This window comes from Actinoplanes sp. NPDC051859, assembly GCF_044452725.1.
Taxonomy (GTDB): Bacteria; Actinomycetota; Actinomycetes; order Mycobacteriales; family Micromonosporaceae; genus Actinoplanes.
On the sequence record NZ_JBITBX010000004.1, the window covers coordinates 612,214 to 636,232 of the forward strand.

23 protein-coding genes are annotated in these 24,019 nt (G+C 66.9%); 7 read left to right on the forward strand and 16 right to left on the reverse strand.

What is annotated here, in order from left to right:
• Positions 1-45: 45 nt before the first annotated feature.
• The 4 genes from ACIA1L_RS13865 (at position 46) to ACIA1L_RS13880 (ending at position 2,300) form a co-directional block, all read left to right on the forward strand.
• Positions 46-357, forward strand: coding sequence for a hypothetical protein (locus ACIA1L_RS13865; RefSeq protein ID WP_396073010.1), 312 nt, complete (start codon positions 46-48; stop codon positions 355-357).
• Between the two features lie 133 nt (positions 358-490).
• A complete protein-coding gene (locus ACIA1L_RS13870; RefSeq protein ID WP_396073011.1) occupies positions 491-1,255 on the forward strand; it encodes a hypothetical protein in 765 nt (254 codons plus the stop codon).
• 199 nt (positions 1,256-1,454) lie between these two features.
• Positions 1,455-1,619 (forward strand): hypothetical protein, encoded by a 165-nt coding sequence (locus ACIA1L_RS13875; RefSeq protein WP_396073012.1) that lies wholly within the window; start codon positions 1,455-1,457, stop codon positions 1,617-1,619.
• 351 nt (positions 1,620-1,970) lie between these two features.
• A complete protein-coding gene (locus tag ACIA1L_RS13880; RefSeq protein WP_396073013.1) occupies positions 1,971-2,300 on the forward strand; it encodes an STAS domain-containing protein in 330 nt (109 codons plus the stop codon).
• A gap of 144 nt (positions 2,301-2,444) precedes the next feature.
• Here ACIA1L_RS13880 and ACIA1L_RS13885 read toward each other — a convergent pair whose 3' ends face one another.
• From ACIA1L_RS13885 to ACIA1L_RS13955, 15 genes are all read right to left on the reverse strand, one after another.
• Positions 2,445-2,963: a hypothetical protein gene (locus tag ACIA1L_RS13885; protein WP_396073014.1), complete on the reverse strand. Its 519-nt coding sequence runs from the start codon at positions 2,961-2,963 to the stop codon at positions 2,445-2,447.
• Between the two features lie 545 nt (positions 2,964-3,508).
• Positions 3,509-3,844, reverse strand: a complete 336-nt coding sequence (locus tag ACIA1L_RS13890; RefSeq protein WP_396073015.1) for a hypothetical protein — start codon at positions 3,842-3,844, stop codon at positions 3,509-3,511.
• Entirely contained in the window at positions 3,841-4,338 is a 498-nt protein-coding gene (locus ACIA1L_RS13895; RefSeq protein ID WP_396073016.1) for a hypothetical protein, read from the reverse strand. Before ACIA1L_RS13895 ends, ACIA1L_RS13890 begins: the two co-directional genes overlap by 4 nt.
• A complete protein-coding gene (locus ACIA1L_RS13900) occupies positions 4,335-4,832 on the reverse strand; it encodes a hypothetical protein (protein ID WP_396073017.1) in 498 nt (165 codons plus the stop codon). The genes ACIA1L_RS13895 and ACIA1L_RS13900 overlap by 4 nt, the downstream gene beginning before the upstream one ends.
• Before the next feature lie 121 nt (positions 4,833-4,953).
• A complete protein-coding gene (locus tag ACIA1L_RS13905) occupies positions 4,954-5,706 on the reverse strand; it encodes a hypothetical protein (protein WP_396073018.1) in 753 nt (250 codons plus the stop codon).
• A 225-nt stretch (positions 5,707-5,931) separates the two neighbouring features.
• Positions 5,932-6,975, reverse strand: coding sequence for a DUF4192 domain-containing protein (locus tag ACIA1L_RS13910; protein WP_396073019.1), 1,044 nt, complete (start codon positions 6,973-6,975; stop codon positions 5,932-5,934).
• Positions 6,976-7,046: 71 nt separating this feature from the next.
• Positions 7,047-8,024: an N-6 DNA methylase gene (locus tag ACIA1L_RS13915; protein ID WP_396073020.1), complete on the reverse strand. Its 978-nt coding sequence runs from the start codon at positions 8,022-8,024 to the stop codon at positions 7,047-7,049.
• A gap of 78 nt (positions 8,025-8,102) precedes the next feature.
• A complete protein-coding gene (locus ACIA1L_RS13920) occupies positions 8,103-8,423 on the reverse strand; it encodes a hypothetical protein (RefSeq protein ID WP_396073021.1) in 321 nt (106 codons plus the stop codon).
• A gap of 99 nt (positions 8,424-8,522) precedes the next feature.
• Complete coding sequence (locus tag ACIA1L_RS13925) at positions 8,523-9,218, reverse strand: hypothetical protein (RefSeq protein WP_396073022.1); 696 nt, start codon at positions 9,216-9,218, stop codon at positions 8,523-8,525.
• A gap of 243 nt (positions 9,219-9,461) precedes the next feature.
• Positions 9,462-9,875 (reverse strand): hypothetical protein, encoded by a 414-nt coding sequence (locus ACIA1L_RS13930; RefSeq protein ID WP_396073023.1) that lies wholly within the window; start codon positions 9,873-9,875, stop codon positions 9,462-9,464.
• A gap of 10 nt (positions 9,876-9,885) precedes the next feature.
• The gene (locus ACIA1L_RS13935) at positions 9,886-10,716 is read right to left on the reverse strand and encodes a hypothetical protein (RefSeq protein ID WP_396073024.1); all 831 of its coding nucleotides are present in this window, start codon (positions 10,714-10,716) and stop codon (positions 9,886-9,888) included.
• Between the two features lie 31 nt (positions 10,717-10,747).
• Entirely contained in the window at positions 10,748-12,427 is a 1,680-nt protein-coding gene (locus ACIA1L_RS13940) for a major capsid protein (RefSeq protein ID WP_396073025.1), read from the reverse strand.
• Positions 12,428-12,870: 443 nt separating this feature from the next.
• Complete coding sequence (locus ACIA1L_RS13945) at positions 12,871-13,455, reverse strand: suppressor of fused domain protein (protein ID WP_396073026.1); 585 nt, start codon at positions 13,453-13,455, stop codon at positions 12,871-12,873.
• Positions 13,455-19,475 (reverse strand): RHS repeat-associated core domain-containing protein, encoded by a 6,021-nt coding sequence (locus ACIA1L_RS13950; protein ID WP_396073027.1) that lies wholly within the window; start codon positions 19,473-19,475, stop codon positions 13,455-13,457. Before ACIA1L_RS13950 ends, ACIA1L_RS13945 begins: the two co-directional genes overlap by 1 nt.
• 7 nt (positions 19,476-19,482) lie before the next feature.
• Positions 19,483-19,746 carry a hypothetical protein gene (locus tag ACIA1L_RS13955; RefSeq protein WP_396073028.1) on the reverse strand — a complete coding sequence of 88 codons (264 nt, stop codon included), beginning with the start codon at positions 19,744-19,746 and terminating at the stop codon, positions 19,483-19,485.
• Between the two features lie 223 nt (positions 19,747-19,969).
• On the opposite strand from ACIA1L_RS13955, the gene ACIA1L_RS13960 reads away from it, so the two are divergent.
• The 3 genes from ACIA1L_RS13960 (at position 19,970) to ACIA1L_RS13970 (ending at position 23,411) form a co-directional block, all read left to right on the forward strand.
• Positions 19,970-21,577 (forward strand): hypothetical protein, encoded by a 1,608-nt coding sequence (locus tag ACIA1L_RS13960; RefSeq protein ID WP_396073029.1) that lies wholly within the window; start codon positions 19,970-19,972, stop codon positions 21,575-21,577.
• Positions 21,578-22,073: 496 nt separating this feature from the next.
• The gene (locus tag ACIA1L_RS13965) at positions 22,074-22,895 is read left to right on the forward strand and encodes a hypothetical protein (RefSeq protein WP_396073030.1); all 822 of its coding nucleotides are present in this window, start codon (positions 22,074-22,076) and stop codon (positions 22,893-22,895) included.
• A gap of 132 nt (positions 22,896-23,027) precedes the next feature.
• Positions 23,028-23,411: a hypothetical protein gene (locus ACIA1L_RS13970; RefSeq protein WP_396073031.1), complete on the forward strand. Its 384-nt coding sequence runs from the start codon at positions 23,028-23,030 to the stop codon at positions 23,409-23,411.
• A 218-nt stretch (positions 23,412-23,629) separates the two neighbouring features.
• On the opposite strand, the gene ACIA1L_RS13975 is transcribed toward ACIA1L_RS13970, so the two are convergent.
• Complete coding sequence (locus ACIA1L_RS13975) at positions 23,630-23,929, reverse strand: hypothetical protein (protein ID WP_396073032.1); 300 nt, start codon at positions 23,927-23,929, stop codon at positions 23,630-23,632.
• Positions 23,930-24,019 lie beyond the last annotated feature (90 nt).

Genomic DNA, 24,019 nt, shown 5'->3' on the forward strand with positions numbered 1-24,019 from the left:
ACGGCTCGCCAGCCCCGACGCCGCCCGGACACCGGCGACTGAGCGTTGACCTGGCCGGACATCGACCGCGCGGTGGTACACCGGGTCGGCCTGCCGACCGTGCTGGACGTGACCCCAGCAGACCTGGACCGGGTCCATCCGATCGCCGACGGCTCGGACGGCTGGCCGGCACCGCACGACGAAGCGGACGGCACCCTTGCTTTCACCGCCGTTCTGACCTGTATGGGCCCGGCCCGCGCGCTGCGCCGCCAGCTGTCCTGGCATCTCTGGCGATCTTGGGTTGTGAGGATTTTCTCAACCCACGGAAATTTTTCAGCGCCGAAGACGCCCTGGTCAGAACTGTTTAGACGCCGATGATTCACAGCAAGATCTCCCTTGTCGACCTTGGTAAACAAGATCTTTCCTCATCTTCACCTTTGATTCTTCGGCATGTGCAAGATTTCGGCCGAGGCCACAAGCCTCACCCACCACACTTGCCCGGGAGAAACCCTTGCGCGCAACCAAGCTCGCCCTGCCCGCCGTCGCCTTCGCGGCCCTCGTCGGTCTGTTCGCCCCGACCGCCGCCACGGCCGCCGACACCACGGCCGCACCGCGGTCCAAGACCTTCTCGTACAACTTCGCCCAGGGCCAGCAGGGCTGGGTCGCCGACTACGCCGACTACTCGGCGGAGTACTCGGACGCGAAGTTCCACGAGTTCTTCGAGACGGACCACGGCATCCGCCGGATGCCCGCCGGCACCGCGACCGGCACGGGCTACTACATCCAGGGCAACAACCACAGCGACGACCTCTTCATGTACCTGCGGAAGAAGCTCACCAAGGCCGACGGCATCATCCCGGGCAAGACCTACACGGTGAAATCCTCGGTGACCTTCTGGTCCCAGGAGCACGCCGGCCAGTTCGGCGTCGGCGGCTCGCCCGGCGCGTCCGTCTACGTCAAGGCCGGCGCGTCCCCGCAGGAACCCGCGGTCTACGTCGACGCCAGCGACAACCACAAGCGCGTCCAGCTGGAAAAGGGCAACCAGAACAACGACGGCCCGCAGTCGGTCGTCCTCGGCAACATCGAGAACGGCCTCCCGAGCGACAGCCCGAAGAAGTGGGCCAAGGTCAAGCGGACCAGCACCGCCACCAACACGATCACCGTCACGGCCGCGGCGGACGGCACCCTGTGGCTTCACGCGGGAACGGACTCGGGCTTCGAGAGCCTGACCCAGCTCTACTACACCAACATCACCACCACGCTGACACCTCGCTGATCGCGGACGTCACCGCAACCACGGGGCCGGCAGTGGAATACCCACCACTGCCGGCCCCGCGTTCGTCCACCAGCTCGGGTGCCCGCGGCTGCCATAAGGCCAGATCAACCCGCGCGGGCACCGTCATCTCCTCGTCCGACACCTGACTCGGCCAGCTTGCGGGCACTGACCAGCACCCGCCAGGCAGACCACGTTCGTCGTGCTGCACCGCCGATGGGCGGTCGAGCGGACCTTCTTCTGGATCAACCGCTGCCGACGCACCGTCCGCGACTATGAACGCCTACCGCAGCACCACGCCGCGATGCTCCCATGGTCCATGATCACCACCATGACCCGGCGCCTCGCCCGCCACCGACACACCTGAACCGCTTATTTACCAGACCTTAGGAGCGATCCCAGGCGACAGCCCCACCGCGCCTAACTTTTGCTCCGGGCACCGTGTCGGCCCCACCGAGGACAGCCGCAGGGCCGACACGATCCCTCATGCGCTCCGGCTGTCAGCTGCACATCAACGTGTGCACCGGAGACATCACGCTGATCGGCGGCAGAATTGTCTACGTGAGTTCTCCACGGCGACTACCTGTTTGGGTACCTAATTTGTTGCCGGGTCGTAGCTACCGATCATGGCGCCGCCGGAGTCAGATAAAGAAATACTGCAGGCAGTGACGTGCCGAAATGAGGGGGCCGACCCGTCACACGATCGGGCGGAGCAGGTATGGCGGACGCGGGATGGGAGCTGCAGGCGGCGAGGCAGCTGGTGGTGTCATGTTTCCGCCCGCGCTCAGGTGCGCTGCGGATCCGGGTGATCGGTGAACTGGATGCAGCCGTCGCAGGCCGCTTTCACGACCAAATCAGGGCGCTGTTCGCTGGCCCGCTGGGCAAAGTCGAGTTGGATCTGGCGGGCGTCGGGTTCTGCGACGCCGCCGGCGGCCGGGCAATAATTGCCGCCCGCGGAAGAGGTGTTACCAGCGGGGTGAAGGTGCTGCTGGTCGCCGTTCATCCGGCGGTGCGGCACGTGCTGCAACTGCTCGGCGAGGACCTGTAGCTGCCGAGCACAGCGGACGTGGCTGGGGTGGTCGCAGCATCGTGCAGATGGCAGTCGGTGAATCGCTCGTGCCTGTTGCTGCGCGGGTGAGGCGGATCCGGCCGATATCTGCCCGTCGGCCCCGCCGGACCGTGCCGGGCGCGGCTACCAGACGTTGGCGGGATTATCAGTCTGCAACCCCACCGGAACATCGGCCTGCACGAGCGTGACCCAGCACCGTTTGGCATCGCGGGCCCGGACCCGCACGGTCGCCGACGCGGGTGCCCGGTCACCGCGACGTTCGATCACCCATTGCACGGTGTTGCCGACTTTCATCCCGCCTGGCTCGACGACGGGGGCTACCTGCCCCCCGGTGGCGATGTAGGTCGGCACCCATGCCGTCTTGATCGGGAACGCGGCGCCGTGGTCGATGCCGTCGACGCCCTGGCCGAACATCAGGCCGTCGTCGAGCAGTTCGACATCGACGCGGCCGCGAACATCGACGGGGCCGTCCAGGCGTAGGCGGAGCCGGTACCAGCCGCTCACCTCGTTGATGTCGGCGGTGAATGTCGGCCAGTCCTGGTAGAAGCCGTCGCGGTGCTCCACCCGCTTCGCGCGACGCAACGCTGCCGCCGACAGGACCGCCGCGACCGTGGAGACGCACAGCGCGAGCCAGGCTGGCACGTTCCCGAAATCTGCTGCTGCCACGTCCACCGACCGCCCCCGCCCCTCAGCCGCCCTACGGACAGCTCAACGAACCGGACAGGGATTGGCAATCGTGACATCGACACTGATCGCCCCTCATCACAGGACGGTAAACCCTGCCGGGAGACACGGGGGTTCTGCCGCCGAGGCGATGCCCAGCGGATTGGTGAAACAGGCGCGCCTACAACCTCGTAGGGGCGGTGTGTGTGGGGGGGTAAGCGCATGGCGGAGGTGGCTCTCGCTCACGGACCCGTCATACGGCTCAGGTCACGCACGCCGATGCGCGCACGATGGGATGTCCCGAAGGAGAACGGACAGAGTCACGGCACCGCGTTTCCGCTAGCAATACAGGGCTGCAGCGTCGATGCAATCTGTCCGTTCTCCTGTCCACCCGATGTGCTCGCACCTCCTCTTCGGCCCGGGCGGGCACCTCGGGGCTCACTGCTCAAGCCAGGTTCCGAGTCAAGGCAAGCGCGGACTGCTGGCAGGTGCGTGGCTGCCCCTCCACGCGCCCGCCGGCATGATCAGCCCCGCGCGCAGATACGGCAGATCGGGTATCGGGGCGCGGGCTGCGCCAGGTTGACGTCGACCGGTGCCTGCTGGCCGCACTGGATGCACGTCAGGTTCAGCGTGCGGGGGGCTTGCACGGCGATCACTTTCCAGTCGGCGCGTAGCACGGTGTCGCACAGGCGTGTGCTGTCGCCGGTCTTGATGCTCAGGGCACGCAGATCTGGTGCGTCCTTGAGCGGTTGTACGGTCACGATCCGGATGACCCGGCCGAACATGAGGACGCGATCACCGGCCTGCAGCTGGTCGACACGGATTCCGGGCGGCTCATCGACGTCGACGTCGTCGCTCACCGGACCGCCTCCACCCATGCGGTCCGCATCTCGATGTCTTCGGCGCACTGTCTGCCCATGCCGCGCAGCAGCTCGAAGTCGACGGTGGCGAGGTGGTGCCAGCGGGCGCGGGCGGCAAGGTAGACATGCAGCGCCCCGTGTTCGTGCTCCCACAGGTACGCCCATTCGCCGCGCCGCCACGGCTGGTCCTCGCCGACGTGCCCGGCTACCAGGCCCACGTCGGCGCCGAGCCGGTAGCCGTGCCCGAAGCCGCGCACCCATTCGTGGCGGGGATCGCGGGGTCGGGGGTGGGCGGTCACGTTGATTTCGGCCCAGTCACGGGCCATCAGCAGGTTGGTCACCATCGGTGCGCCGGACGAGTGCCAGCAGTACAACAGAGCGAGGTTCACCAACGTGTGGGTCGGCTGTCCATGCGTGCGTACGGGCCGGGCAAGGAAGTTGCGAGCGTCGGGCTGGAAACGGCCGACCAAGGCCGGCGTGCTGGTGGTGGTCATCGTCGTTCCCCCGTGATGGTGTTGCGCTCAGTGCGCCGCCGCGCGTACCCGGCGCGCTGGACGGCGGCGAGTTCCGCGTCGGTGATGGCGGGCAGTTCGTGCACGTGCCAGCAGTGGATCGCCACGAAAGCGAGCCGGTAGCGGGGTCGGGGCACCAGCAGGTAGCCGTGAATGCGGTGGCCGCTGATCAGGTACGCCCATTCCTGATCGCCGCGATGCTCGTCGGCGAGGCAGCCGGCGAGCGGAGGATCCGGAAACTCCGAGGGTGTGCCGATGGCGTTCCCGGGGCCGGTGAGTGCGGCGGGGTGCCGCAATCCTGACCAGTGAGTTGCGGTCAGTGCGGCCACCGCGGCTGTCAGGTCGCCGCCGTGCACGTGGTGCACGATCGCGGTCAGGCTCGGCACGACGGCTCTCGGGTAGCCGTCGTGGTGGATCCTGCGCGCCAGGTATCGGCCTGAGGGATGTTCGGTGCCGATCAGTGCTCGTGTGGACATCGTTCCTCCATGACCGGCACCAACCCTGCATGAAGACGGCCGCTGTGACAAGTGCGGCCGTATATTTCGAGGAGAGGGGTTGGTGCCGATCTCGTGGTTGTCGAGGTGCCTAACGGTCGGGTCAGAGGAAAAGAATGTGCAGTTCAGGACGGTGCTGTAAGACGCCACCTTGGCTGCCGTGTACGACGAAGGCGATGACGGGATGCCGACCGCTGGTGAGTCGCTGCAACTCGGTGATGACACCGCTGTGTTCGACCTTGGGCCGCCTTTCGGCGGCGGGCAGAGTGAAGTAGACCTGGTCGCCGATCGCGGCGTCGCCGACGGCGTGGCCGCTCATCGCTGGATGCCGTTGGCGAGGTCGCCGCTGGATGGGGCGTCGCGGGCCGTTCGCCTGGTCGAACAGGCCGAGCGCGGCGCCGGAGACGGGATAGGGGGTGCGGCAACTGTCGTTGCAGTAACAGGTGTCGCGGCCTTGGCAGGCGCACCCACGCGGGCCGCTTCTGCAGAAGCCGTGCTCTTTGCGGCCGGAGCACAGGTGGTGGCTGTAGGTGGCGTACGCGAAGCATTGGCCGTGCCGGTCGCGGGTAGCGGCCAGGCGCGCTGCCGCTTCGGCGAGGACCGGGTAGGTGCCGCCACCCGGTCGGGTATCGCCGACGTCATGCGGCTCGAAGTGGCCGCCGAAAAGGATGTCTCCAGTTCTGGTCATCCTCACCTGGGGCGCGAGGACGAATCGGGGGTCAATGGTGAACTCGTACGCCCGGCAGGCAAGTTCCAAGACCACGATGGAGGTTCCGACCTGAAGTGTGGAGCCGTGTCGTGCGATAGTCAGGACGAGGGCGTCGACCTCGCCGTGGTTGTCGGGTCCGATGTACATCACGCGTTCCTTTCCGCCTCTCCGAGGCGACCAAGTGTATATATTTATTGTATACAAAGAACCCATTGTCGTACATATTTTATGTACGACAATGGATTGGAGAGGGCAGGTCAGAGACCCGCGGAGGCAGTCAAACCGAAAGCTCGACTTCGGTGTAGCGCGTTACGCGTTCGCCCAGGGCGCGTCTCTGCGACCGCCTGGGCCGGGGCTGTTTCTAAGCGCCGCTCACACACCTTCCCGACGCGGCTCACCACCCGCACGGCGCCAAGTGTGGAACCGGAGCTCGTCCTCACGCGCTGACACACCGTCGGCGAGAAGCCTGGCCAACACCGTCGCCAACGGAAAGCCCGGATCGGTCTGCAACGCTCGAGCGACGGCCTCTTTCGCCAGCACGTGGTTGCCGGAGAGCCACGAAGCGAAGGCAAGCAGCGTGGCTGGTCCGGCGACCACGCCCTCGAGGCAGCGCCGAGAGACATCGCTCCACAGTTCCACGTGCCACGGGTCACGCGGATTGATGCTGCGCAACCCGCTCAGCCGTGCTTGCTCGGTCAGCAGGTGCACCGTCAGCCAGGCAAGTTCGTCGTCGTCGAGCCGCCCGCCGTCGCGGTACCGGGTCACCGCGGCCGCGATCGCTGCGTCGGCCGCCCGCTGCACCCCGTCCAGGCCCTGCGTATCGGCCAGCAGCAGCACCCGGTGCGACGCCCGGGCACACGCCGCGCGCATCGCCGGCTGTTCGCCGTCGCGCGGGGCGATGCTGGCCATCAGCGCCGCACGGCTCGACCGCGCCACCAAGCCTTGAGCGACGGCGGTCGCGGTCACGGGGCTGGCCGCGAGGTCGACGGTGGTGCCTTCGGGTGGGCAGCAACGCGCATCGGTGCATCCCAACGAGACCACGCGGCCGTCGGTGACCCGCATCAGGTCGATCACGTCCAGACTGTGGCGCCGACACAGCACCGCGGCGGCCTGTAGCGCCGGCTCTACCGCTGCCGGCTGTCCGTAGCCGATGACGAAGACCGCCGACGCTGCGGCGCGGACTGCCTCATGCACCATCACCCGCAACTGCGGCGGCTCGTCACCGTCGGTTCCCGGCTCGCCGAGCATGGTCGCGGAGACGAAGTCCACCTTGCGGTTACGGACGCCGACCATCACCACCTGATGGTGGGGGTGATAGCCGAGACCGACCGCGACCGCGGCGAGCACATCGTTCATGGTCCGAGCCGTGACGGCGGCGCCGCCGGTCGGCTCACCGGGATGAGCGGGTTGGTTCATCGAAACTCCTGAGGGGTGTGAAGGGCCGGCGGGCCGTGCGGCATCGCCGGAGAAAGAGGGGCCGCCTCGGGTCAGAACAGGCGGTCCTGTTGGAAAGCGGCCGCGGGTTCGAACGTCGACGAGTGCGGCGGTGCGGGGATGCGCGCCTTGCGCAGATGCCGCAGAAGCGGGTCCTCGGGTGGAGGGAGGCCGAGCACGTGACGCATGAGCGCCATTTGGCGGGCGATTTTGAAGTAGCGCAGGAGTTCGTCGATCGCTGCCTGCCGCGCGGTCAGCGCCTCGCCGGTCCAGGCATCGAGCAGACCGTCGCCGCAGCCGATGACCACCTGCCAGCCGAGGTCCCACAGGTCGGTGTTGACGGCACACAGCGCCGCGGCCATCGGATCGATGTCGTTAGCCCACCACTGCGCCTCGGCGGGATTCAGGCCCCGCTCGCGCATGGCCCGCGCCGCGCCGAGCAGCATCCGGCCGGTACCGGCTGCCGGGTCCATCACGCTGCGCCCCGGCTCGGGACCAACCATCCGCCCCATGAGCTCGGTCACGGACTCCGGCGTGAGGAACTGACCGTTCGCCTGCTTCGCCTTCGCCGACGTGATCACCTGCAGCACGGTGCCGAGCAGGTCCACCTCGTGCCGGCGGTCCTGCTCCGCGCCCAGGTCCCAGACGCCGCGCCGCAGAGCCGCCTGGCCGACGACGTGCATCGCCCGCAGCTGCGCATCGTCGAGGTCGTCGTCGAGGCACGTCCACAACAGGCGGGCGCGGGGGACGAGGTCCGGGCGCGCGATCGACCATTCCAGCCAGATGCGTTTGATGAGCTCGGCGAACCGGTTCCGGTCCAGGCCCGCCACCAGGGTGGGCAGATCGGGATCTGGGTGGCAGCGGTGACCGGCCACCGCCAGCGCGGCCACGACGCTGATCGCCAGCTCCTGGCGGGAACTTCCGTACTGGTGATGCCACGCGTCCGCGACGGCGTCCGCGATGCTCCATGCGTGCTGTCTCGGGTCGGCGGGCACCTGCAGCGGGGGCCGCCGTGGGCTGATCGTCGTCATCGGATTCTCCCGGCGGAAATGGGACGCGCCCTCCGCGCAGCGGGGGCTGCGGGGAGGGCGCGTGGAGGAAAGCTGGGGTCAGCGGTTGCTCTGGATCGCTTCGGCGACCAAGGCCAGGGCTTCGTGCCGCTCATGAAGTCGCACGAGGGCGTAGTCGTGGCGGGCGGCGAGTTCCGTCGTGGCGTGCTGCGGCGCACCGCCGATCGAGGTCCAGGTGTTGCGCGCAGTGGCCTGGTCCGCGCCTTGCTGTGCCCGCTCGGCGAGGTCATTACCGGTCTGCACGACGCGCTGCTCGGCCTGCACGAGGCGGTAGATCAGCAGCTTGATCCACCGCGGTGTGGCCTCTTCCTCGGTCAGCCCGAATTCGGCCCTGATCTCTTCCATCCGCTCGTCACTCATTTTGAACTCCATTCATTGACCTTCTCGGTGTATATATTCATTGTATTCCGAGGGCGTATTGCCGTACATTTTTGAACTTTCAGGAGGCCGTGTAACGCGTCACGCGGGCGCCGTCGCGCCATCCCCCGCAGCGTCGCGCTCGTCCGCGCCGCGGACTGCCTCGGCGGCTGCGCCGCCGCGCGCAGGGATGAGGCAGTGCGCGCTGCGGGCGTCGACGATGGTGATGGAGAGGCCTTCCGTGATGACGTGTCGCCGCAGCTCCTCCCAACGTGACGGCCACAGCCGCCACATCTCGGCGTCGAGGTTCGCCCCGATGCAGACGGTGTACTGCTGCTCGGCCGGCCACTGCTTGTCGAAGACGTAGAGGCTGTCGCCGGCAGCGATGACGTACAGCCTGTCGCCTTCGAACAGCTGCGTGGCGAGGGTGGCGGCGCGGTTGCCGCTGCTGATCGTCGCGTCCGGCCCCGCCGGCTGGTCAGCGGCCGCAGGGGTGGTCACGTCGTCGGGCTCGCGGTGCCGAAAGACCTCGATGGTGCCGAGAACGTCGGCGTACTGGGCGTGTTCGCTGACCCTGTCCGCGACGGCGGCTTCTGCGGCCGTCCGGGTGAGGTACGGGTTGCACTCCATGTACACGTCGAGGCCGTCGCGGCCATGCAGGTGGTCACCGGCAGGATCGCAGTACGGGGAGTTGCGGATGGTTACGGTCCACACGATGCTGTGCGTCGGGTAGTGGAAGGCGTGCGCTTGGACCGAGTAGTGCGGCGAGGCGGCGGGCGGGGAAACAAGGTCGGTCATGCGGCTTTCTCCGTTTCTGAATGGCTTGCTGTATATATTCATTGTATTCAAATCGGCTTCGCGCATACATTTAAGACCACCTATAGGGCCGTGTAGCGAGTCACACAGACCCCGTCGTCGCCCAATCGGGCAGAAACGGGGGAGCCGGCCGCGACGCCCACATGCGAAAGCCCGGCCCGCTGAAGCGCGGACCGGGCTGCTTCAGGGTGGAGGTACCGGGCGAGCCCGGTCCCGCCGGGAGCATCACCGACCGTTGCGCGGCCGCCGACCTCCCGAGCGGGCCGTGCCACGCCCCGCCCGAGGGGAGCCGGCTTCCGGCACACCCCCGTCCTGCGCGCCGGCAGTACCAGGCTCGTCCAACGAATCCGCGTCGCCTCCCGCACCGGAAGGCTCCAGCCCCGGCATGACGACATCCGAACCGTCAACCTGCGGCCGGTCGGTACGCGGCTGCGGCTTCGGGTTCGGGTTCGGGTTCGCGGACACCCCGAGGACGTCGCTGGCGAGGTCGTCAGGGACGTCGAAGGCGAGGCGGCCGGCACCGCCGGTCGTCGTACGTATCTCGTCATGTCGGGTCGGCCCGGCCGCCGTCAACAGCCGCTGAGCCAGCCGCCGCGCGTCGTCGCCATCGGTCGGATGGATCGTCACCGTCATCGTCATTCCCCTGTCCTCACGCCGCCGTGTCCGGCAGCCGCACCTTCACCGCCGCCTGCGCGCAGCCCCACCCGACCAGGTAGGGGCGCTGCGCGACGGCGAACACCTCATTGGTGGCCGTTGACAGGGCCTGCGGCAGCGTCGGCAGCGACACCGGCCCGCGCCGCACCACCACCGGCCCGGTGGCGTATAGCCACGCGTCGCTGGCGGCGGGCAGTTGCCCGTCTGGGCCCGCCCCGCTGGTGTGCGCGAACACCATCGGGTTGCCCAGCGGCGCCACCATCCGCGGCCCCTCGACGCGGGTCAGCTGCGCCCCAACCAGGTGCGCCGCTGCGGTCCGCGGCGCCCACACCACGCCGATCGCGCCGGTGCGGTCGGAGATGAACGCTTCCAGCAGGCCCAACCCGGCCGCCGCCGACACCGGCGCGGCTGCGGAACCGCCGAGGATCTCGGTGTCCGGGTCGGCGAGCCGCGGCCGGTTCCCGGCCTCGCCCGTCCACGCGTAGTGCTCCACCGACTGCTGCTCGATCAGACCGAGCTGCTGCCGCGCCCGTTCCAGCAGATCCTCACGGCCCGGCAGCGCGCACGTGAACCCGGTGTACAGCCGCATCGGTGGACCGGCCTGCGCCAGGTCCACCCCGGACGGGAGTAGCATCGGCGGCCGGTCCTGTACGCACGCCTGCGCGAGGGTGGCCGGCGCCGGCGCGTCCGCACACACCGGCTCCCACTGCACCCCCGCCATGAACTCTCGGCCATCAGTCGGGTCCAGCACCGCGGCCGCGGAGAACAGCCCGTACCGGTACGGCACCGTCGCCGGCGCGGTGACGCTCACCCACGGCTGCGTCACCACCCCCACCCCCAGCGCCGGCTGGTGGGGGTCATGCGGCGACGCAGTCGAACGCGGCCGGCTGCCCGGTCACACCTGTCGGGCACAGCGGCACCGTCAACTTGTAGGAGGCGTAGCACCGCTTGATCAGCAGCGTCGCCTCCTCCGACCACAGCGCGATGTACTCGTTGTCGCGCAGCTTCGTCGAGTCGTACACCGCCGCCAGGTCGATGATGCCGCGGGTGCCCTTCACCCACGTGCCCGGCGCGTACATCAGCAGCTGCACCGAGGCCGGCCACCGCTGCGGCGACGCGATACCACCGAACCCGGCCCCGGCCGGGTCGACGTAGCCGTCCTGCCAGTCGTACACCCACCGCGGCATCACGTTGCGCCGCTGGAACCACGACGTGATCTGCTCATCGGTGACGTCGAAAAAGTTCTGCCCAGCCCGCCGAGCCATGTCCGCGCGAATCCAGTCCAGCAGCCACGACGGCGCCGGCATCTCCAAGGTGGCGCGGCGGCCCATCCGGTACCGGTGCCGGTAGTCCGTCGCCGCGACCGCCACCGCACCCAACACCCCCGTCGTGGTCTGGTCCCCGTCGACATCGGAGCCCAGTGGCAGAGTGAACGGCGTTGAGCCGGTTGGGGCGGCCATTTTCGCGATCAACCTGGCGTTGATCTTGTGGTCGTGGGCGACCATCGCCCGCCGCACCGTCTCGCGCGTGTTCTCTGGCCACACCTCGTTCTGCACGATGTCGTGCTCTAGGCAAACCCCGTCGACTTCAAGGCGGGTCTCCGCGAAGTCCGGGCACGGCACCCGGTAACAGGACTTATCCGTGCCGGCGACCGAATCGGCCTCGGTCTGCACAAACCCGACCGCGCTGAAGAGCTCCCGGAACTCCAGTCCGGTCGGGTAGCGCAGCCCGCCACGAGTCACGGTCACGGTCGGAAGGTCCAGGATTCCCTCCGAAGTCTCCAATCCAGGGCACAGATCCCACAGCGTTTCCGACGGTGCACACCACCCACCGGCCGCGACCAGGTTCCCGCCTGATAGCCGGGTCTGCGACGCGGCATGCTCCACTACCTCGAAGTCATCACCGGCCGACACAACCAAGCCCTGTTCAGCCGGGAGTTCGATCCGGGCCACGCCCTGACGGATTCGGGTCCGCACCGCCGCACCGCGCGGCATCGCCGCGAACCGCTCGTCCACCGCCGACGCCAAGTCTTCGACCGAGGCGAACAGGTGCCCGTTCGGCACGTTCGGCACGTCCGGGGCAGCCTTCACCCGCGCCGAACGCGCCGAGATCGCTGTACGTGGCTTCGGTTGCCTGGCCGCAGCGCGCCGGGCCAGCGACGCGAGCACCGGCGCACGCTCCCGCTCGGCCACGTCCGCAGGCGCCTCGTCGGAAAGCGCGGATTCCTCGCTCGACTGTGCCTCGCCGGTGCTCAGATCGGGTTCGTCGCCGTCAACTTCGTCGCCGTCCTCGCCATGCACCTGACCGGCGAGATCTTCCAGCTCCGCGGCCACCTGCGCGGCAGCGGCCATGATCTCGTCCCCACGAGCGCGGATCTGCCGCACGAAGCTGGCCAGCTCTCGCAACTGCACGAGACCGTCGCTTGTCAGATCCGGATCGTCGCGCATGCGGTCGAATGCAGCAACCGCGTCGCTCTCCAGTGCGGTCAATGCATCTAGATCGAGACCGTCAAGGGTCTCGGGAATTTCGAACTCCACCGGTGGCTCTCCTCGCGCGCGGTTGGGACAACAGTCCCGACCGGCCCGCAGCCAGCATCGGCGGTTTCGGATCAGACTACTTACCTCAAAGTTCAAGTGCCATCCGGCACCTCGATGCACTCTCGTCAACGACAGATCAGGAGGGGCAGACTCAAGCACCTGACAACTAAGGATTCTTCAGCCCATGCACCCGATGTCGTAGCGGACGAGAGTGGGCACGAGCCGTGGGTGGTCCCGGCACTTTGCCCGGCCCACCCATCCCCACGCCCCGGTCGGCAGCCTGGTCGAGTTCCTCGACAAGAACACAAGACGAAACGTTCAGCCTTGAGCCGGATGCCGTTGACCAGCAGGTGCACCGCGGAGGTGTCAGCCGCTGGAGGTAGCTGACCAGGCTGCCACGCAGAAAGCGATGTGGTGCGCTGAAACCAGCGCACCACATCCGCTCAGCAAATTTCCGCCCTGAAGGGGTCTAGCAGGTCAGGGTCATGCTCCCTCAACCTCGCTTCGAAGGCATCCCATCCGTGACTGTCGACGTACTGCACTTCAGATTCAGCGACCGGAACTAGCCACACAATCGCGATTCCAACGCCTTTTTCATTGGTGATGGAGTCGAATTCTTCATCGAAGTATCCCGGAATACAGGCATAGACTGAGGACATACTGCTTCCATCTGCGACAGTACCAGGGAGTGATAAAACTTCACCGCGCGAGACTGCCTCGTGCTTAGCAAGCAAGGCACTCGCTACCGACTGAACTACCTGGGGAAAGCGTGCTGGAGCTAGAGCGCTATGGGTGGTCATCAATAATTCTAACCATACCGACTTCTCGCGCCCAGGAACTGCGAGCTTGTGCTCGCTTAAACCTACCGTTGCGTACGAAGTCGAGCCTTCGAGCTGCCCCCCGCCCGAAAATTCTGCTACCTGGAAGGGTAGTTCCTTGCCGCGCAAGTCCCGGGTCCATCCAGCCTTAATTCGACCAAGTCTATTCTCTAAATGCGTGACCAGAAGGGACGGGGTCTCACTCATCATCAATCAGCTCCTGCGCCGCGGTTGCATGGTATGCACTCTAGCCCACCACCGCGGTGGTAGCGATCGATGACCTGGGGACGCGTGACGTTAGGAGGGAACTGCGTATTACTCCATGCCGCTCCTTGGTCATGGCCGTAGTCCCAGTCCCGATCTTGTTTGGAGCCGGGCTTTACCATTACTTCGCCTGCACACTTCGGACCACTTCGCCGACACATCCGTCCGCCATTCGGCCCGGGTTTTGCTTCATTCCAGACTTGTTTCGCCTTGCTGCTTCGAAGGCCCGGCCGGCTCGTCACATATCCGGGTTCATTGGTCCCTCGCAGCTTGCCGTCTGCATCCAGGGTGCCAGGCTTGGTCTTATTAGGATCTGCTTTAAACCGACCGTCCGGGCCACGAAGTTTGCCAGGATTAGGTTTCGGCTTAGCCTTCGCGGAACCGCTGGGCCGCTTGATTGCAGGCTTCTTGCCGCCGGATTTTTTGCCACCGTTGGAGCGGGACGGGGTGTTGGCCTTTGGCCGGCTTTTTGGTTTTGCCTTGTTGCCTGAGTTCGGGTTCTGCCGGATTTTAGGCGTGTTTTTGGGTGCGGCGGGGCGCATGGCTGGCCGGCTGCGGCTGTATGCCTTTTCGGCTTGCATGTGTTCTTGGTTGCGGATTTGCCGTGGGAGGCGAGGTTTGGGGGCGGTGGCTCGGGAGGGTTTGGGTGGTCGTCTGAGGATGCCGCCGCCGAGGCGTGGCATGGATCCGCCGCCGGTGATGGCTGGTCCTCCTCCGCCGCCTTTGGGGTCCCAGGCGAGTCCGGTGGGGTCGGAGAAGCTGATGGGGTTGTTGTTGGCGTAGGCGTAGGCGTGCAGGGTTTGCGGGTCGTCGGGGTTGGTGAGGGGGTCGACGGAGGTGAAGCGGCCGGTGGTGGGGTCGTATTCGCGGGCGCCGAGGTGGATCAGGCCGGTGGGGTCGGCGGTGCCGCCGACGAAGGCTTTGTTGTCGGGCCAAACCGGGTTAGTGCCGCGGCTTTCACCGAACGGGGTGGTCCGTCGTCGGGTGACGGTGAGGTCGCCGGCGTTGATAGCCAGTTGGGCGGTGCCGTGGTGGTCGCCGATCTTCCAGCTCAGGCCAGTGTCGGAGGCGCGGACGGCGTTGCCGTAGTAGCGGGTGGCCGTCGTTTTGCCGCTGGTGTCGACGCGGATTTCGCTGTGGCCGAGTTCCAGGGTGGTGGCGGCGGGGTCGGTGGTGATGAGGCGGGTGCCGTCGGCGTCGTACAGGTAAGTGTGGGTGCCGTTGGCGGCGGTCGCGACGCTTTGCAGGTTGCCTTCGGTGTCCCAGGTGTAGGTGTCGGTGCCCGCGGGGGCGGTGCGGGTTGCCAGGTTTCCGGCGGGGTCGTAGGTGTAGTTGGTGGCGGGGCCGCCGCGGGTCTGGCGCCGGGTCAGGGTGTGGGGTTGGGCGGTGCCGGCGGCGGGGCTGTTGTAGTCGCGGATGGTGTCCCCGGCGGGGGTGTGGCTGGTGTCGGTGGTGCGGTTGCCGACGAGGTCGTAGGTGAAGGATTGCCAGTAGGCATCCGGTCCCCCGACTGCGGTTTGCGTGGGGCCGGTTTGGCAGGTGTCGGCGGTGGTGGTCCAGGCCTCGGTGAGCCGGCGTAGGTAGTCCTGCTGGAAGCATTGCTGGCTGATGGTGGTGTTGCCGGCGGCTTCGTTGACTTCGTGGATGGCGGTGATGCCGCCGTCGGGGTTGAAGGTGTAGCGCTCGGTGAGTTTCTCGTCGAACACGCCGCCTTGCGTGGGGCGTTCGGTGGAGACCTGCGCTTTGGTACGGCGCAGGGTGGAGTCTTCGAAAATGTCGGTGACGCGGACGCGTTTGCCGTCGCTGCCGAGCAGGCGTTGGGTGACGCCGCCGTGCCAGGCGTAGGTGGCCGCCGCGAGGTAGGTGTCTTTGCCCTTGACGGTCGTGATGTCACCGGCGTCGGTGTAGGAGAGGGTGACGGTCTCCGCCGCTAGGTCTGCGATGGCCGGGTAGGTCATCGACGCCGGCGAGCCGTCCGGCAGGTAGGTGTAGGTGGTGGTGTAGTCGCCGGACAGGCCGGCATGTCCCGCGGGGACGGTGACGGTGACCCCGGTGGGGTCGTAGGAGTCGTTGTAGCCGGTGACCGTCTTGGTGTACTGCTTGCCGTTGGCGTGCCGCACCGCGGAGGTGAGTTCACCGGTGACGATGGTGTCGTAGGTCCAGGATGCGCGTAGCGCGCCGTCGGCGTTGTCGTCGCGGCGTTCGGTGGTGCGACCCAGGACGTCGTACTTGTTCCAGATCTTTTTGCCGCGGCCGTCGGTGCTGGTGATCATTTGGTCGGCGGCGTCGTAGGTGTTGGCGAGGGTGCCGGCGTCGGGGTCGCTGCTTGCGGTGAGCCGGCCGCGCAGGTCGTAGGTGCGGGTCCAGGAGTTCCCAGCCGGGTCGGTGATTTTGGTGAGGTTGCCGAGCCGGTCGTAGCCGTAGGACGTGGTGTCCATGGGATCCTGGGCGCCGGGTCCGCGGTGCTGGTGCAGCTGGGTGATCTGTCCGGCCACGTCGAGGTGCCGGGTGGTTTTGGTGCCGCCGGCCGGTGGGGTGACGGTGATTTTGTCGCCACCGTAGGCGGTGGTGGTGGCCCACTTCTTAGCGTTGCGCGCCCAGGCTGCCTGCTCGGTGGGACGTTCGAGACCGTCGTAGCTGGTGCGTTCCTGCAGGTCGACGGCGGCGTCGTCGAACCCGACAAGGGTGCCGGTGGGTCCGGAGGCGTTGTTGTAGAAGGCGGTGTCGGCGACGGCGAGGCCGCGGGAGTCGTAGCGGGTGTCGGCGATGGCGCGTTTGCCGTCGGGTGCGGTGCTCTGCTGCTGGCGGGACCGGCCGAGTCCGTCGATGATGTCGTAGGAGTCGATCTGGTTACCGTTCGGGCCGAGCTCACGGGTCCGGGTGTGGCTGGGCCCGTGAGTGCCGTTGACCGTGTACTCGTACTGGATGTTCGGGGTCTGACTTGTCGTGCGGCCGGGTAGCCACAGTTTCGTGAGCCGGCCGAGCGGGTCGTACGCAGCGTGGGTGGTCTTGTCGTTGGAGTCGACCTCGCTGGTGGGTTGGCCGCGCAGGTCCAAGTGGGTGGTGGTGGCGTGTCCGGCGGGATTGGTTTGCTTCTCGGCCGTGATCGGCCCGCCGGCTGCGGGTGTGTACTCGGTCTTCGTGACGCGGTTCAGCCCGTCGGCTTCGGTGACGGTGCGGCCGTAGGCGTCGTAGGTGGCGGTGCCAGCGATGGCCCAGTTCGCGGTGCCGCCGTCGAAGGAGGCCAAGTCGTCGGTGCGGGTGTCCAATCCCCGGGTGGGCGCCGCGCCGAGGGTGGTCGAGCCGTCGTAGTAGGTGCGTTCGCCGCCCAGCACATCGGCCGGGCCGGGGTTGGCGGCGCAGTTGGTGATCAGTTCTTCGGCGGGGTAGTCGATCAGCCATGCGGCCGGGTTGGTGTTACGGGCGTACGTCGTCGTGGTGCACACGTCGTCGGTGTCGGAGCCGACGAGTCCGCGGTTGGTTTCCTTGACCTGCTGGCCGTGGGTGGACTCGAACCCGAACTCGACCTCGCTCTCGCGCCACGTGCCAGCCGCGGGCAGGTACTCGAACGTCTCTTCCATGAAGACGTCCTTGAAGTACGAGCGCGACGTGGCCGGGGCCAGGTGCGCGGCGGCCTCGACGCGCTGGCCTGTGGGATGGTTCCACGGCCGGAACCGGCGCTTGACCAGCGCAGTGGTGCCGTTGCTGTCGTAGTCGATCTGTTCGAGTAGCAGCCCCGCGCGGTAGGCGTAGTCCGTGAAAGCGGAGTTCTGCGAATCGGTGACCGATGCTGTCCGGGCGGTCTCACCGGCGTCGGTGCGGTCGCCGTGCATGCCCCGCAGGTACCGGTACTCCGACTTGGTGCGCGTCCCTCCGGGCGCTCCGGTGTAGACGGTGACGTTCGGGTAGCCACGCCAGTCCGACCAGGTCCGCAACGGCAGCGATGACGCCCATTTCTCGCTGTCGTTGTGGTGCCACAACACGCTCGTGTTGGACCCGGTGGTGCTGTAGGTGTAGGCGTGCTCGACGTTGGGTGAGCCGCCGACAAGGTCGCGTTCGGTCACCTTGGCGACCCGATACTTGTTCCACCACGACCAACCGGCCGGCGAGCCGGGCGGGGCGTAGTACTGCGGGAAACACCGCTTCGAGTTATTGTCCGGGTCGGCCTGCGACGTGACGGTGCAGTCCGATCCCTCGTAGGCGATCTGCAACTCACCGCCGGTCTCCGACGTGATCCGCGTGATGCGGTACTTGTTCGACTGCGGCACCGCCGCGGCAGTGTTGAAGTCGGTGCGGTTGGCGTTGCGGGTGCCACCGAAGTCAACCCTCGGTAGCGGCTGGCTGCCGCCGGCCTTACCGGTACGGGTGATCGTGGCCAGCCACAACGACGGGTCAGTGCCATCACCGGTGGCCGGGAACTGGTGCGTGAACACCCACTCGTCCACCGGCGCATACGTCCCGCCGGTCAGCACCGACGTGGTGACCTTCGCCAACCGCTTAGCCGTCCAGAACGATGGTGCGGGGTTGTTGTTGCAGGGCTCCGCGCTGCAATGCAGGTCCCACGGCGTGTCCGGCCAGTTGGCCGCATTCGGGGTGGTGCCGTTCCAGCAGCTCGTCATGCACCGTTCCGCGGTGGCGAAATCGACCTTCATCGGCGCCCTGGCCGTGGTCTCACTCCCGGCGCGGGAACCGTACTCGATGCGCTCCAGCCACCCGCCACGATCGTAGGGCGTGGCGCTCGCGGTACCGGCAAGCTTGGCCCCGGTTATTTCCTTCTGGTACCAGTACGACATGGAATTGCCGTCCGGATCCACGACATAGTCGAGATTCCACCGCCACGCCATCGCACACCATGACCCGGCGAAGCCCCCGGTCTTGAAGCACGGCTCGCCGGTGCGGTTGGCGAACACCGGTGCACCCCACACCGACGACGTGATCGGCTGGCCCTCCTGCCAGCCCGGCAGGCGACTCTTACCGAACCAGAACTGGGTACCGTCCGGAGTCGTCAGTTTCCAATGCTCGTTGTTGTAATTCATGGTGCCGGCGCCGCCGGTCACCAGCTCCAAGTACGATCCGTCGTCGTCGGCGAGCCGCCACCGGCCCGTCGCGTCATCCAAAATGAGTTCGGTGGTCTGCCCCCGCCAGGACAGGGTGGCATTCTGATCCCGGAAACACAGGTCGTTCGTGGCATTCGTGTACTGCGCGGGCGTCGCCCCGGTCACATCATCGCGACACGCCCGATACTGACGCTCGATATAGCCCGGCTCGAAGTCCCAGCCCTCACCGATCCACGACGGCTGCGTGTTGGCGCCGTTCGTGCGACCATCCACGGCTCCCGAGCTGTAGTTGAGCTCCAGCTCCGGTTCCAACTCGCCAGGCGCAGGCGGCACCTCCATCGGATACGACCAGCTGAAATCGCCGGACTGCCGGCCCGCCGACCACGAACCCGACTCCGACAGACTGCTCCTCGCAAACGTCCCGGTATCAGCGCCAGCCGCCAGCGACGTAACCGCCAGCACCGGGGCCTGCCCGTCCTTCGCAGGCGCCACCATCGCATCAGCCGTCAACGTCGCCGCTTTCGCATCCTTCTTCGCGGCGACCGGGGTGATCGTCTGACACTCCGCCTTCTGCGGCGTCTCGACCGCACACGCCGGTAACTGCACCAGCTGCGACCGTCGGGCCCAGTTCGCGCCGAACGCGTGCTCCACCGTCGAGTAATCAACCTCGACCGACACCGGAGCCGGATTCGTCGCGTCCTCGTCCGCGCGGGACAGCCGCACCATCAGGCCGGTAACACCAGCGGCAGCAGCCTTCTCCCGGCTGAACACCTCCGAGCTGATATCACCGACCGGCTCCACAGCATCGAGGCCTGCAACCCCGGCCGTGCGGCGCGGGTCCTGCGCCCGACGTCCCACCCGGACCGGCTGCCCCGGCACTGCGACCAGACCCGAAGCCTTGACCTGCACCTCGGCCTTACCCGCGGCCGGGCCACCGCACCTCAGGGGGTGTCCACTGATCCTGTTGCGACTGCGACACCCCCGCAGCGCGCTTCTGCACCTTCTCGACCACAACCGAACGATCCTTCACCGGGCCCGGCGCCGGTGCGGGTTTCGCCTGGGCCTGGCCCGCGAACGGCAACAGACCTGCAAGAACCACCAGCGCCACCGCGATCGCAGAACTCCGGATCCACCACCACAGCACCGAAAAAACGCGCGACGAACCCACCTGAGAATCCATGCTCGGGCAATCCCCCCGTGATCCGAACATTGAGAGATGGAGATCCTACGATTGGCGTCACCATCCACGCAAGGTCAACTACGGAAAGTGATCGACTGGCTGTCGCGGCCCTGCCTACTAGCCCCCGAAAGGCCTGCTCAGGGCCGTCGGGGACGCTACGCTTCGTCGCACGGGGCCACACTGACTCGCGTCTGCGCAGGGGGCTGCGCAGGCAGATCAGTCCATGCCACACTGCGGCGTGCATCCGGGACCTGACGCCGTCGATGACCCCATCAAGTTCGACGACACCTTCGACGTACCAGTGTTCGTCAAACACAGCAGTCCCATGGACGTGCAGGGTCGCCCCCGGCCCAGTCAGGTGGCGTCGGCAGCAGCGCCATGGCCAAGCAGAGGCCTACCCAAGACCGGGAGCTACCGCGTCACCACCTCATGGCGGGCGATTCTGCATGCCGCCATCACCGTGGGACGGGACGTCTCACCGTGGTTGGCTCATGTCCCTCACCTCGCTGGTCACGAGATCTTGTCTCGCTGCGCTCCCCTTCAGGCCTACCTGCGCCGAATTCCGGTCGCTTGTCTAGGCCCCGACCCGCGTTACGCGCTCGTGCCCAATGAGGTGTATTCGCTGGGCACTGAGGTAACGGCCAAGGGGGCATTCAGCTACCGCATCGGCATGACGATGGCCGAGTGGCTCTGCTGGGGACAGATCGGCATGAGCCACAGCGTGCACGCCGAGTCCACCTATCCGCTAGGCGTAGACCCGGCCGACTGGGATGAGCGAAGAAACAAGCCGGACCTGGTGGGTATGCAATCCCTAGCGCCGTCCGGCTGGCTGATCGAAGCCAAAGGGGAGCGCCGGCTGAGCAAGACCAAGCTCCGCGAGGGGGCCGCCCAACTGGACCTCGACGGACTGATCGACGGCTCGCACCGTCGGGTGCTCTGCGGCACGAGCATCGAAGATAGGGTCTTCATGACCCTCGATATCGACACCCGATACGACGCTGACCTGGACCTGACCGCTACTGATCCCGACCCGATGGCTGGCCCGGATGTCAGCAATGACGATGACGCGTTGTACCAGCTGGCTCGGGCCAGCATGCTGATCTACCTGGTCTTGCGAGAGGCCGAGCAAACGTCCATCGTGCCTGTCGGTGTCGCCGCCGATCGGCGCGGCCCGGCCGCACAGGTAGGCGGCTCCGGTGCCGTCACGCTGCTGGAACGAGACTGGTCGACGTCGTCACTGCGAGACCGTATGCGCCGAACACCGAGCTCACGCCGACTGCCCAAAGAATCAGGCATCGACATGCTCACTGCTGCGGTTCCCGGAACCGGGATGACTGTGGGGTTGTCTCGGCGGGTCTACGCGGCGTGTTCCGCGCTGCTGGGCTTGGAGACTGACCTGGCGAGGCGGGCAGAGCAGGAAGCCAACGAAGCCGCAGCCCGATTGTGGCGAACAACGGACGGTGCTGCCCCTGACGAGGATCCGCCGCTGCGGCAGGACACGACAGCGGTCGAAGAGCGCATAAGCGTCCGGTATCACGTTGTCTGGGGCACGACACTCTCGCCCTCCGCGCCAGGAGCGGAAGGAGCCCAGTGGGTTCCTCGCACGGACGTCCGCAGTGAATACGAGCGGATTGCGTACAACCGGCTCCAGCAGGATCATCAGGAAGAATTGCTCGTCACCGCTCGGGAAGCATTCCGCTCCGCCGACAGCCACGACTGGGAGTCCGTCGCGGCACGCGACTCCCCTCTTACGATCGACGGGCCTCCTCGGCAACTGGAGTCCGCAACCGCCGACACGTATCTGGCGATCAACCCAGCGCTCATCGTGTGATCTCCGAGGGACAATCTGCTCGTGCAGAGCCGTCGTCGAGGCGGCCAGAACCACACCATCGGAAGTCCGGGCCGTCCGCCCCAGGGCAGTCGACGCATCCAAGCCTAGACCGTCGAGGTCTCGCAAATGCAGCGGCCAGGGGAAGGCCGAGCAGGACTGCGCCATATCCAACTCCACCGGCGGCACTCCTTGCGAGCGGTAGGGACCACAGTCTCGACCGGCCCGCAGCCAGCATCGGCGGTTAGACCCTTACGTAATCTGACCGGCCATTGTGGCTGGAGCGGCATGACCGCTAGACCAGCAGCGAGCCTTGCGGCCGGAGCTCCGCCTTCCCCAGGCGCCCAGCTCGCCCCACGAGCCGCACACCCGCGCAGCCGGTGGTCCCTGCCGCAGCTCAAGATCCACGAATATGTCTATCGATCTACCAGACAGCAAGCACAGCAGATCCCTCGAAGGAAGACCCCCACTGTGGTCGTGAGCCCCGTACAGTAACCCTGTGCATCGCAGCCCCTTCGAGAACGACGCGACGGTGCTGTGCCGCGCTCTGCCTCAGTGCAAATGCGCCGCACCTGCCACCCCACAGCCCGATTTGGTCACCACAGAGCCCGATTTGGCAGCCAACCTAAGCGTGATCATCAAGAGTCCCGACGCGATCGTCGAGCGGCCGCGAGGCCGAGGAGCTGCGGCGCCGGTGCGTCGTGCTGACTGGGAAATCGCCTTCCCCGTGGTCGCCGGGAATTCTGCCCACTCCGCCATCATGGCCATCGAGGCCAAACAGTCGTCGAACTTCTGGGCCTCCGCCCGCATGATCAAGCGGGTATTGAAGTGGTCATCCACGACAGACCATTCGGTCGCCGAGGTGCCTTCGCGAGATTCATCCAGCGGCATCGACGACCCCGCGAACTTCGGCTGCGGAGACTTCCCGGGACTTCTGCTTGAGCTACGCGTAGCGCACGCGGTGAAAAAACCACAGGTTTTTTCGGCCCACCGCCGTATTTTTCGGGAAGCTCTTAAGAAAGTATTCGCTCCGTCGAAGATTCTGCCCGTATCGCTCCGCGAGCAGTTCCAACAGACGTTCCGGTCGTCGCGATGGTCGGCAGCCCAGGCCACCAAGCTTCGCCAAGCGGAAGCTGTGGAGATCGCCCGGGCGATCTCCACGCTAGCGAGGGTCGCCACATCCCTGTGCGGACTGCCCTCCGCGGCGACGCCGACGCGGCCGCCTGGCGAGTTCATGCGCACGCATCCCCGAGTGCCTCGTGGGCCTAGTACGGCCCTGTGGGACCTTCGGCCAGCCGGCGGGGTGTTGAGCACGGGATAACCGACAAGCTCCCTGCGCCGTCGGGTTTCTTCGCGCACAGGGAGTCACGTTGTCGGATCCAACTAGATGGATGGCGGCCTTCATAGACACCGATGAATCTGCAGGTCATGCAACACCACTTCGGTTCAGGCCATGGACACCGATGGTGGTCGTCCGCTGCGCGGCGGCGACGAGATGAGGCCCGCCGGTTTCGCCGTTCTCCTCGGATCATTCGGCTCGCTCGGCCTCATGCTCGGAAGTTGGGTCGACATGCCTTGGGGAGCTGGCCTGTCCTACGCGCTCGTCGCGGTGCTACTCATCGCCCTGATCGCATTCGTCGCCATCATCATGCCGCAGGACTCGAACGATAAAGTTCTCTGGTTGGAAGTGCTGCTGCAGTGGCGCACCCGTACCACAAGGCCAGCTTCGGCAGTCTCGGTGGCCCCAACGGTGCAGCCCGCGAGAAGACAGCGGGAAACTGCTAAGCGTCGACAACGGACTACGGTTCGGCAGCGACCGCCGACCCGGCCACCATGAAGCCGCACAGGGCTGAGGCAATGGACTGGTCTTTTGCGAGGCCGCCTCATCAGTGGGCGGCCAACTGCACCAGCGGCCGGTTTGCGGGCGAGCGCGCGCACCGACATGCCCGCGAGTCGCGGCGGATCGCCGCGAACACCTCGACCTTCGACATCGGGGAGTTGAGCGCGGCACGGTGCCGGTCTCCGTCGAGGAGGTTCACCTTGGCGGGCGAGGTATCAGGCGGCGGCGAGCAGGAGCACGCACGGGCGTCGGCTCATCCCAGGGCGGTGCGGCGGCCCGGTCATCCCCGTCGTCGCTGACACCTTCGTCTTCGTCGTCGCCGTGAACTGCCCGGCGAGATCGCCAAACTCCGCTGCGACCTGCGCGGCCGCGGCCAAGATCTCGCCTTCGCGGGCACGGACCTGCCGGACGAAGCCGGCCAGTTCCCGCAGCCGGACGAGACCGTCGCCGGTCAGCTCCGGGTCGTCACGCAAGGCGTCGAACGCGGCGACCGCGTCGTTCTCCAGGGCTGTCAACGCGTCCAGGTCGAGACCGTCAAGGGTCTCGGGAATCTGGAACTCAACCGGTGGATCTCCTCGGCACGGTAGGGACATCAGTCCCGATCG